At 35.1% G+C, this 11,441-nt stretch carries 8 protein-coding genes and 1 pseudogene; 1 reads left to right on the top strand and 8 read right to left on the bottom strand.

Going from position 1 to position 11,441, the window contains the following annotated elements; translation table 11 throughout:
* Positions 1 to 226: 226 nt before the first annotated feature.
* From ACFPOH_RS06505 to ACFPOH_RS06480, 6 genes are all read right to left on the bottom strand, one after another.
* Positions 227 to 1,744 carry a TnsD family Tn7-like transposition protein gene (locus tag ACFPOH_RS06505; RefSeq protein WP_390309103.1) on the bottom strand — a complete coding sequence of 506 codons (1,518 nt, stop codon included), beginning with the start codon at positions 1,742 to 1,744 and terminating at the stop codon, positions 227 to 229.
* Entirely contained in the window at positions 1,741 to 3,339 is a 1,599-nt protein-coding gene (locus ACFPOH_RS06500; protein ID WP_390309101.1) for an ATP-binding protein, read from the bottom strand. The genes ACFPOH_RS06505 and ACFPOH_RS06500 overlap by 4 nt, the downstream gene beginning before the upstream one ends.
* Positions 3,320 to 5,404 carry a Mu transposase C-terminal domain-containing protein gene (locus ACFPOH_RS06495; RefSeq protein ID WP_390309100.1) on the bottom strand — a complete coding sequence of 695 codons (2,085 nt, stop codon included), beginning with the start codon at positions 5,402 to 5,404 and terminating at the stop codon, positions 3,320 to 3,322. The genes ACFPOH_RS06500 and ACFPOH_RS06495 overlap by 20 nt, the downstream gene beginning before the upstream one ends.
* Complete coding sequence (locus ACFPOH_RS06490) at positions 5,388 to 6,224, bottom strand: TnsA endonuclease C-terminal domain-containing protein (RefSeq protein WP_390309099.1); 837 nt, start codon at positions 6,222 to 6,224, stop codon at positions 5,388 to 5,390. Before ACFPOH_RS06490 ends, ACFPOH_RS06495 begins: the two co-directional genes overlap by 17 nt.
* A 143-nt stretch (positions 6,225 to 6,367) precedes the next feature.
* Positions 6,368 to 6,934 (bottom strand): site-specific integrase, encoded by a 567-nt coding sequence (locus tag ACFPOH_RS06485; protein WP_390309097.1) that lies wholly within the window; start codon positions 6,932 to 6,934, stop codon positions 6,368 to 6,370.
* Between the two features lie 174 nt (positions 6,935 to 7,108).
* The gene (locus ACFPOH_RS06480; RefSeq protein ID WP_390309096.1) at positions 7,109 to 7,507 is read right to left on the bottom strand and encodes a hypothetical protein; all 399 of its coding nucleotides are present in this window, start codon (positions 7,505 to 7,507) and stop codon (positions 7,109 to 7,111) included.
* A gap of 231 nt (positions 7,508 to 7,738) precedes the next feature.
* On the opposite strand from ACFPOH_RS06480, the gene ACFPOH_RS06475 reads away from it, so the two are divergent.
* On the top strand, positions 7,739 to 8,527 hold the full coding sequence (locus tag ACFPOH_RS06475) for a DUF91 domain-containing protein (RefSeq protein ID WP_390309095.1): 789 nt from the start codon (positions 7,739 to 7,741) through the stop codon (positions 8,525 to 8,527).
* Between the two features lie 54 nt (positions 8,528 to 8,581).
* Here the strand turns inward: ACFPOH_RS06475 and ACFPOH_RS06470 are convergent, their stop codons facing one another.
* Both ACFPOH_RS06470 and ACFPOH_RS06465 read right to left on the bottom strand, forming a co-directional pair.
* On the bottom strand, positions 8,582 to 9,271 hold the full coding sequence (locus ACFPOH_RS06470) for a hypothetical protein (protein ID WP_390309094.1): 690 nt from the start codon (positions 9,269 to 9,271) through the stop codon (positions 8,582 to 8,584).
* A 379-nt stretch (positions 9,272 to 9,650) separates the two neighbouring features.
* Positions 9,651 to 10,865 (bottom strand): annotated as a pseudogene (locus ACFPOH_RS06465) (IS110 family RNA-guided transposase).
* Positions 10,866 to 11,441 lie beyond the last annotated feature (576 nt).

Below are 11,441 nucleotides of genomic sequence, written 5' to 3'. Positions count from 1 at the left end.
GAAACTTTTGGGATGACATTGCACAGTGGCCACCAGTTACACTTGGAGCAGACATTTCAACTTTAGTGAGAGCGATGGAAGAGGGAGAGTTTTAACCCTCTTTCAACTCACTAATCCGATTACCCTAAATTTTAAGTAATAAGTCCAAAATTACCCACAAGGTTTATTTCCATTTCACATCTATTTAACTTTTGTAATTTCCAATAATAAGTAACTGATTAAACAATTATTTATAATATCTCAATTCTTTTATTTCACTATAAAATTTTGCATTAATTCCTGCTTCCCTAATTACCTTCCAATTCTGAATGGATTCTCCCTTTACTCGCATTCGTTCAATCACTTTCCGTATCCTACGTTCACGAAATTCTTCTTCAGTTTCTTTTACACTTTCAATATAAGCTTTTGTTTTTGGTAGCTTGGATAATTGCTGTTCCAACAGCGCCAATTCTCCAGTTTCATCCCCCAGAGCTTTAATTGTAATACGTCTTAATTTTTCCGTTCGTAAAAGTAAATCTGCCGTCGCTTTCTTAACTTTTTTCAAGAGTTCTTTATCACGTTGTTCCCAATCGACTCGTTTATTTATAGCTTTGCGAGATGAGAGCTTAGGAGAATTCATTTCCAACCAGTTACGGTCATAACGATATAGATACGTGTAGACAGCTGGTTGCATTTTTCGTAACTCTGACTTACTTTTATTTGGATACTTCTCTTGCAGTTGCAACCACTCTTGCCTTCTATCTTCAATGCGTTCAAGAATTTTTGGATTTGTTGGTTTAATAGGTGGCGTTACAACAGGTTTCTTGAAACTTATAGCGCTGATTGAGTTCATAATAGTTGGAATATCCTCAACCTTAACTCCTAAAAAACCTAACATTAGCAAATGATGATACGGATGAAACGATTGTCTATGCTTTTGAACCATCAGTCGAACCCACACAGTTGATGTCATGCCTAATTTTTTTAAGAATTCATCAGAATAAAAATGTAATAAATCATCCTGTAATTTCATTTGATCAATACGTACCTGCGAATTGAATTTTCCATAGCCCTTTTGCAATAATAACTTCTGATAAAATTTCGTCCACTCTTGATATGAATAATGCTTTATTGGATTCGACAACAGTTCATCTATTAGCTCTAACAGTAGCATGTATTGCCTTTTCAACGGCTCAGTCACATAGCGAATCTCATTGTATTTACAGTTTTCAGCAGTAGGCAAAATAAAACTGCAACGATCAGACTGGATTAATCTAACAGTGCTTTTCTCTAACAAAACATAGTGCTTGTTACAAATCAGTTGCCCAGGAAGCTGATGCAATCGATTCCAATATCGTTCACCCTGTTCAGCCTCCTCAAAACATAGTGGACAAAAGTGAAAAAACTTATTTTGTGAAACCGAACTCGACATAATGCACGCTGTTGTATATAACTTTTTTCCATCATCACCAATCATTTGATTGAAAATGGATACTGCCTTTTCCTCTGGCAAAAATGCTGTATAAAATGGATATAGTGTATGTTGTTCAATCAACAACTTTTCCGTTAAAGTTGTATGCTTTGGCAATCTGCTAATTAGCTTTTGGATACCGCAGGGCAATATTGGTGTTGCAGTTATCGTGCGCTTACCAAACAAATCTTCCAATGTGTACAAATATGACAAATTTCCTGACCGTAGATGATAACGAGATATTGCACTATATAATAATTCATCCTTATATTGCGTTGGAAATTGAATAATCACAAAGCATCGCACTCCACGTATTCTCGGCGAATCATTCCAATCTCAAGTAAAGCTTCGTAAGCCGTCTTCCCTGCTTGTTTTCCTTGCTTTACAACATCTCGCAAATCTATCGTTTCAACAGCAGACTCTGATGCAATATTAGCTGATGCTAAATAAGCTTTTTTTACAAGTATTGCTACATCATTAAGAGGCTCGTCTTTCAAAACATTCATAACAAGTGGTTTGGCATCGGCTTCGTCGATACCTAATATTTGCAAACGAACAATCGCTTCATTAATCAACTCTTCCTGCTTCTGATGTTTAGCCACGCCATCTTTTAGCGACTGCATCACTTGTTTTTTATCTAATTGAACTTTCTCTCGTTGCATAAAGGTTTCAATATTTGGCAAGAACAAATCATCATATTCAACTAATCGTTTAACATTACCTTCTTTTAGCGCCTTTAGCATCGGTTGCACCATTTTCAACTCTTCATTTGCTACTTTGTTAATAAGCTCTGGCGTTATCTTTTCCTCACCGCTACTTATTGCTCGAAGCTGTACCATCATGAAGAGCTTAATTAATATGTCGCATATTCCTTGTGTATGTTCATAAAACAAAGCGGATAACTCTGGTGTTAATGGCGTTTCAAATCGCGTCCATTGGTATTTAAACAGTCCTCCAATTAGCAAATCCCATATTTCGTCCTTTTGCAGACGGTCCCACAGAATATTACCTGGATTAAAACTTCTCCTTGCTTGTCGGAACTGTAATTGAAGCACTTCTAACGATTTTGGCGTTCCAACCATCACAAGTGGAATATTGACTTGATTGATTAGCGTGGTCATGAAATTTAACATCTCATTCGAACTCTTTTGTTTCATCGATTTTAAGTGCTGAATTTCATCAATGATTAAAACACCAATATGTTTCGAAAGGCTCGCTACAATTGGCATTAGCTGACTTGTCGATAGTCGGCTATTCGCATATCGATCAAAATATTTCGTTCCCATTAATTGATCGAACTGATAAAAGAAATCGTAAATCAGTGTTTTAACAGAACCATCAAATGGTGTTTGTATAAATAAGTACGTGATTTGATACATGTTCAGTGGCTGTTTATTATATTCCACATGCGATATGACTTGCGGATAAAGATTTAAAATCCGTTGCAATGTGCGTGTCTTTCCTACACCCGATGTACCAATAATGCTAATCGTCTGTCCGGTTTGATTAGCAACATTATCGAAGTTTGTCATCTTTAAATTCTTAATATCGTAGAAGCTTGTTGCAAACTCTTTTGACAATGGATTTCTCGACAAGTATCCTGTTCGCAAAACACGATCGATTGATGAATAGATTTCCAAGTGTAAAGGAAATGGCTGAAAATATTGAAAGAGCCGTTGAATATAATGTACACGTTTATATTCATCCAACAAACGCTCTCTTTCATGAAAAGGAGGATACAACATAAGCAACTCAACTAACTGCTCATGCGAATAGATTGGTGGCAATGCTTCAATTAATGGATTATTTTGATATTCAATTAAATCTGTATCAGCTTGATAATTAGCCAACTGTGCAACTGTTCCATTTTTAAGTTTGATAGTCATCATCTAACGCCTCCTTTTGTTTTGCTTGAAATAGCGATAGTTTGTTTTTTTGAATGGGAGTGATATGAAAGACTGGTGGTTCATTGTTTGGTTCATATTTTGAATTAATAAGAAGTTCTTTCTCCATTTTTCTATTGTGGCGAATAGCTTTAATATCTTTTGGTAGAGATGAATCATCTTCAGCTTTCGCTTGTTGCACTATGGCTTCAATTTCCTGTGCCAACTGTATTTGATAATTCAATTCAACATGTTCAAAATCTGCCTGTTGTTGATTACGATTCAATTGTAGTAATCGCACTTCTTCAAGTGTTACGTTTTTATACATCGATTGATATTCCACTAAATGACACACTTCGTAATTTCTTCGATCATGACGTAAATATATTACAGACACATCTTGTGGATCATATTGAATTTTAATTTTGTAACTTCCTTTTATGCGTGCCTGAGAAAACCAATTTTCTTTTAATGCTTGCTTCGAACTATAATACAGCCCAGCAAAGCGAATTCCTTTAGCTGTAACTGTTGCATCACCAGTCGGCAAAACATTGCTTCGAATTTGTTCGGAAGATAACTGAATCAAACGCCCATTCCCTCTACTTAAACCCCATTTAAAAATTTCTATAGGTGTCGGAAAGACATTTTGCTCAATCATAGCTTTGCTTAGAGGATAGCCTTCCAAATAACGATGGTTATAATAAATGATGCAACGTACCAATATTTGCGTATATTGCTGAATGTTTAGCACCGCAAGCTTTCGGTAATCTTTTCCACCTCGCTTGTTGAAATCTTTTTGTACAGCTCCTGGTAAAAACGGTGCTAAATGTTGCTGTAAAATCCCAAAGTACGACTCACAAATACCCTTGAGTTCAGGGCGATACGGACCTATATTACTTAGCTTAATATTTAAGTTTTCTGTAAGGCTTGTTAAAGAGTCAGATATTAACTCACTTCCTCGATCTGCTAAGATAGTATGAGGTATATAATGCATCGGCCAATCTCCCTCACCAATATCCATATTTAAAACACGTTTACAAAAAGCTTGCTTATTATCAAAACAATTTGCTAATGCGACCCTAACAGATTCTCCTGACATATTCATCAACGTAACACTTACACCAACAATCGCTCGGCTAAAAATATCTACTATTAAATAAATAGTCGGTCGCCCAACTACATTGTTTTTGTCTAATGTTGATACTAAATAAATATCGCCAATAGTAGCGTCAATCGCAAATACACCAATGCTTTTGGCATCTTCTGTAGCACTGCCAATAATCGCTCGATAGTTCTTTAAATACTCTCGTTGTCCTTCACGTTTGCGTACTACGTAATCCGCTTTATACCACTTGCGATACCAGTAATAAAATTGATCAAATGTTGGAATTGCATTATCCAGATCCAGCACTTTTACACCCGACTGGAAATCCTTTTTAGAAAAAGACTCTTTCAGCATTTGTTGATACGCATATTTCAATGAAGGCTTTGATTTTATAAAATAGTGTTTTTCTAATGCCCCACGAAAAATCTTCTTCCATTCTTCTGTAACAGGTGCTCGTTTAATCGCTGAATCATAAATAGTTGGTCTGCCAGGTTTCTTTGTAAATGATTTTTCTTGGCTAATAGTTTTACCACAATTCATATAATCTGGGAGAAGACTATTTTTCGTCATCCCCCTTGCCCAATAGCGTTTCAGATATTGACGAACTGTTTTCTTCGTAACACCAAAATCCTCACTTGCTTCTTTTATTAGTTGCGCCCTTAGCTTTGAATCAAAAATAGCAGGTATTACATAAATTGATTGAATAATTGCCCAAGCAAATTCACGTTTTGATAATTCAGCTTCTGTTAGTTCGTGATCTTCAACAGATATTACAAAAGGATCTTGTTCAACAATAACTTTTGTTTCATTTTGCAAACTTTCGATTACTTCCTCCAGCGTCAATTGATAAGGGAAACTGGCTTCATTTATGTTCACAACATAACAGTATTGATCGTCCAGCCAAACAATCCGTTCAATCAAGTTGCTTTCGGAACATTTTAAAAGCATATTAACCGCTAATTGCATCTCGATCACCGCCTACTTTTAGTTGAACGTCATATGTTGAAACACAATCTGTTAAATCAATCGGATTGTTTAGATTCATCGCCAACTGCTTTGTGGCGAGCAAATGTTTAAACAATGTTAGCCCACTGCCTTCAGGTAACTGATACGTTTTTTCTAAACGAGTGAAAGCACGATTAAAACTCATTCCGGGCATTTGAAAAAGCTTGAATAAATCGACTTTCAAATAATGTTGTATTGCATCGATTTCAGGAAAATCAGAAAGGTCGAATGCAGTCATGAACCATCCAATATTCAGTGCCTTTTGTTTATTTATATCTTTCTCAGTCACGATGCCAAAATCGATTTGCTTCTTATTAAAATAGCTGTAAATGATTTGTAACCTATCAATTGTTACTGATTTATCCAATTCAGTTGAACTTTTAATGACACGTGCTTCGTGATATGGCTCGCCCTTAGCATTAATTTTCGTTATATAAAAAGTTGTCGTGAAAATATGAGGCACATTCGTTTTAGCGTTAAATAGCTTCTTTTGTAGCTTCGCATCTAATGGCAAATTCTGTTCATGCAAATCGAGCAATGGATAATGCTCACGAATGTCAACTACGGATCCATCAAACTCTAATAAATAATAGTAATGCAATTGCAAATCGCTCAGCAGATGCATCACACGTTGCGTCTTCTGACTAAAAATGCGAGTAGAACGACCACGTGATTTCACATCCTGCACTTGAAGCCAAGGCTTGTACTCCTTGCCCTCACCTGCACCACGTCCTTCTTGGATAAAACGCTTTAAGGTTGAATCCTTCCATTCTTTAATCATTTATAAACACCTCGCTTACTTTGGGCAAAAAAATAACCACAATTCCATAAAGGCAAATCCCAAAGTTTTTTTTGAGTTTGCACCTCACGAAATTGTGGCACGTTTCATTTGATTCAATTGTTTAATCAATTATTAAAACTTCCTCATAAATTTACTTGTAGATAGATGTTATCTAAGTCTTCCTGCAGAAGCCCTAAATACCTTTTCGTTTCGGCAACAGAGCGATGGTTCAACGCTAAACTAATATAGTCTAACGAAATATTTTGTTTGAAAGCCCAGTAGCCCCATGTTTTTCGCATACCGTGTGTTCCGAATGGTTCAGTGATACCGACCATGTCACATGCTTCATTTAACATCATCGACGCATACTGACGCGTAATTGGCTTATTTTCACCCACTCGGCTAACGAATAAAAACTGATCTTGTGCAGGACTATACTCGGTCATATACTCCTTAATCGCCTTACTTAAATTCGGTGTCACAGGAAATCGTTTATATTTACCAGTTTTCTTTTCATGCAGATCCACATATTCGACAGGCTTTTTGCCAGTCCAAACATCTTCGACCTTTAATCGTAAAATATCACTAATTCGTAAAGCCGATGAAATACCAATCATGAACAACAGATAGTCGCGCTTGTTCTTTCCTCTTAAATAGCCCTTCACTGCTTCTAACTGTTTTTTATCTCGAATAGGGCTAACAACATTCATTGTAATCACCTACCTTCAACTTTACACTTTTAATATAGCAGGCCTGTTTTGGAAAGTTCAAGAAAAAAGCTAAACTCTCAAAATTTCATATTGTTGATTTAACGCGATTTCTTACTTTACTTAATCCGATTTTGGAAAGTACAATTCGTTACACTAAATTAAAAATTTCAAATATCATAGAGTACATCTACAATGCCCAAACTCATTTAGCGCAACACCACATGAATTACATATAGGAATAGTTTTATACTTAGTAGTAATTGAATTTTCTTCATTTTTATCGATATTTGTATCGCCTTTTTCTTTGACATTATTTCCCTTCCCACTAAATACTGGTCTACTTTCGGCAATTTCTGAAGGGAATCTTTCATTTTTAATTTTCCATGCCTTAAGCCAAGTCATAAATACATTTTTTCCATATTCAAAGTTACCAACGATAGTAGTATTTTTATTATTTGTATATTCTACTCTTATTTTTTTGTTTTTAAAAAGTTTTACTATTGTCCCCTTATATATTTGATCTTCAATAATTACATAGACTACAACACCAGGTCCTACATAAATTATTGGCAATAAGTTCCCTCCTACCCAGACTTCATAATACTAAAATTTAACATTAGATTTGGAACATTTCAAATAACATTATAAAGCTTTTTGGAACATAGTTATCATACACCCCGAAAAGTATGATTTTGGGACACCTATCAATATAATATAAAAAACGAACTCACCTCTCATTTTTAACCGTGATACAATAAGCTTACAAAGATGCATCGAGAATATTTCAGTTAAGGAGAAAAAGACATGGGTGATATAAAGCTTTTCAAAATAAAAAACGATACTGTAAAAGAATTAGAAGGTAAATCGCTTGCGATTGAAAAATCACTTCAGCAACTTTTCGAAAAGCATTTAGAAACTTTATTAGGAATTCGGTTTTTAGCTTCTGAATATACAACAGGAAAAAAACATGCTGGTCGCATTGATACGTTAGGTATTGATGAAAAAAATTCACCAATTATCATCGAGTATAAACGCTCAATTAACGAGAATGTCATCAATCAAGGTTTATTCTATTTAGACTGGCTACTGGATCATAAAGCAGAATTTGAATTAATGGTTCTCCGAAAATTTGGAGACGAAGTAGCGAACGCAATTGATTGGAGCAACCCTCGACTTTTATGCATCGCAGGTGGATTTACTAAATACGACGAATATGCCGTTCAACAGATTAATCGAAATATTGAACTTTATCAATATAAGCATTATGAAGATAGCTATATACTGCTTGATTTAATTAATGCCTCTACAGCTCAGACAACAAATAGTATAGAAGATACAACAGTAGCCTCAGCGGTGTCTATGCGCACTACACGTATGAAAACCGTTTCTGATTATTTAGACCAGGCAAATATTAAATTAACAGATCGATTTGAAAAACTGAAAGACCATATGATGTCGCTTAGTGATGATGTGCAAATGAAAACTTTGAAGCACTACATTGCTTTTAAACGCATCAAAAACTTTGCTTGCGTAGAGGTTCACCGTAACATTATAAGGGGCAAACAATCGAATGTAATCAAAATTGAGATTTAATATCCAATAAGTAAATGTGATATGAGGTGAAAACCCTCATATCATTTTTTTCTTTTATAACACAAATGATTGGTTCTTAATCTCACTAAAAGGGATTTTTAAGTATATCAGTTTTGAAAATGAACTCATTTCTCTCAACAAACGATAAAACCATGCATCCAAATCAAAGAAAAAGCATTCGACCGCCTGTTGTGGGTCAAGTGCAAGACCAGAAAATTTACGTTCCCCGTTTATTAGCTTTGCCATAATTCGCTTATTTCCATCGACAGCTACATATTGTTGAGGTACAGCAAAAATTGGAGCAAAGATAGGCAAGGAACTATTTATAATCCTGCTTTTTTCATAAGGTGTGTCTTTATCCAAATAAAATTGGAAACGATTCAATGTAACCTTATGAAGTCTGTTCTTTTCTGCTAAGCGTTTGATTTTTTCTACATCAAAATGAAAATAAAAAGAACCAGCATTCGGTGATGTAAATTCATATAAAAACATCTCATTTCTTTTTTTGAATTGTTTTGGATTAGCCTTAGCACGTTCCAGCATCGGATTTGTGTCAGAATGGCTTTCTATGTATTTTTTAACATCATCATCATATTTAGTAAGAATTGAAAGCCACTTGTCTTTCCACTCTTTTCTGAAAGGCAATTCTCCTAATTGAGAGTTTGCTATAGAAAAGTTCAAAAACTTCTCGTAATCAAATTCATGATATCGAATCGGCTCTATTGCTGTAAATCTATACGCCATCAAATTGCCCTCCTCTTATACATAGATAACGTCACATAAATTTTACCATTTGAATAGCTTTAAAAATAAAACAAGGGGCTGTCCGAAAAGTAGTATTTAATCCCGAAATCTAAAAGAAGCAAACCCAAAGAATGCTGTAAAATCAACATTCTTTGGGTTTTAATTTTGGCGGATTTTCAACTAAAATGGACTTTTTAGACAGCCCCTTCTTACGATCAGTCAAGTATATTTTATTAATTTGTATATGTTTTTATTTTAGTTGTAGTGGTGAGGGGGTACCCCCTCACCACTACAACTAAATTTTGGCATGCCAAAAAGACCTAACGATTTTTAATTTTTTCGAAAGGTCATTTATGGTATAGTGTAGTTAATCGATTATTTAACTTAAGGCAGTTTCATAATCGTATAAAATGCCATGTGTCAGTAACTGAAACGTCACTTTTAAAAATTTATTGATACAGGCGATAATCGCAACCTTATGAGGCTTTCTCTGAGGTTGTGTTTTTAATTTATAATAGTAATCTACAAAATGATTCGGTTTATCTTTCTTCTTCATAATCATGGCACACACCATAAAATATAAAAGCTTTCGCAAGTGTTTGTTACCTCTTTTATTAATACGATCATGATACTGTGTATTCCCCGATTGATAGCGCATAATATCAATTCCCGCATAAGCATTCAATTGTTTAGCATTTTGAAAGCGACGAATATCACCCGTTTCCCCAATTAATCTACAAGCAGTAGAATCACCGATACCAGGGATGGAACGTAAAACCATATACTCTTTTCGATCTTTTGATAAAGTAATCATTTGTTGGACAAGTGCTTCTTTTTTATCCTTTAATTCTGCTATTCGATTTGCGTAATCACGGACTTGTTCACATCGCACATCGGTAGATTGAATCGCTGGATAACTATTTTGAGCAGCTTCTAATAAAGCAATTGCTTTTTTCTCTGCACGTTCTAAAGAAAGGTTCTTTCTTGTATTCGCTTTTAGGCGATTCTTCATGACAGTTTTAGAGTGAGCTAAAACAAGTGTTGGGTGAGGGTATAGTTGTACTATATTTAAAAATAGTGCAGAATTTGGTGTCAGTATTTTTTCTAATTCTGGAAAACTCAATTGTAAAATGGAATGCATACGATTTTTTAATAAAATCATTTCTTCAACAATTTCATCATAATAACGTGTCAATGCACGCATCTGCTCATAATAATCATCTTGGATATAGGTTGGTTCTCTCTCCACTTTAAAATGTGTTTTGGCTAATTCATGAGCATCGCTTATATCGGTTTTATGTCGACGCATCTTCGCCATTTGTAAGTTCGCTTCAAGGGGATTCATCCGACAATATGCATAACCGTAATCTTTTAAAAATGCTTCAATCGGTTTTGAATAAACACCTGTTGCTTCAAATACAATGTCTGGTGCTTAGTCATCAAGTGATGTAATATCTACTATTCGCTTATGCAATTGTTCAAAATCTCTTCGTGTATGATTGATTTCACCTTCATATTTGCACTGACGATAACTATCATAGATCGTTACTGTACTCTTTCCTTTACTAACATCTAAACCAATAACATGTTTCATTCCATTACTCCTTCTTTGCCAATTCATAGAAGTCTTCACATTACCTTATCGATTCCACTTTCTTATACACGATCTCTATGGACCCAATATACTAAACCGATTCGCATAAGGGTGTGAAGTTAGCCAGTTTTTAATACGGATTCAAAGATCCCCTGAGACTGGTCGACTTTTCTTCACTTACAAATGCTGAATTAAGCATGTACAAAAACGCTCGTTTAAAGATGTACATTTTTGATTTCCCCTGTATATTACAACTTTACATGGAGTGGCGGGTATGATAGCCTTGGTTGGCTTGCCAGCCCTTGTTACTGCTGGCTTTTTAGCGGCATAATCATGCCCGCAGAGGCTCCGTGTCAAGTTGTAATTATGCACTAACTTGTATAGAGAGCCGTATAACGGTCAAAAGTGTACATACTTATATAAGCAAAAATGTACATTTTGATACAGACATTGTAAGCCCGAAATCAAACAACGCCTATAAATCAATGACACCTCCCTGTAAGATGAAAGTAACAATTACAGAGGAGGTGTTCTTTTTTTGACAACGGAAAAACTCAATATCGTGCCTGTAAAATT

This window comes from Ureibacillus suwonensis, assembly GCF_042655065.1.
GTDB lineage: Bacteria > Bacillota > Bacilli > Bacillales_A > Planococcaceae > Ureibacillus > Ureibacillus suwonensis.
This window is presented reverse-complemented; position numbering and strand designations above follow the sequence as displayed.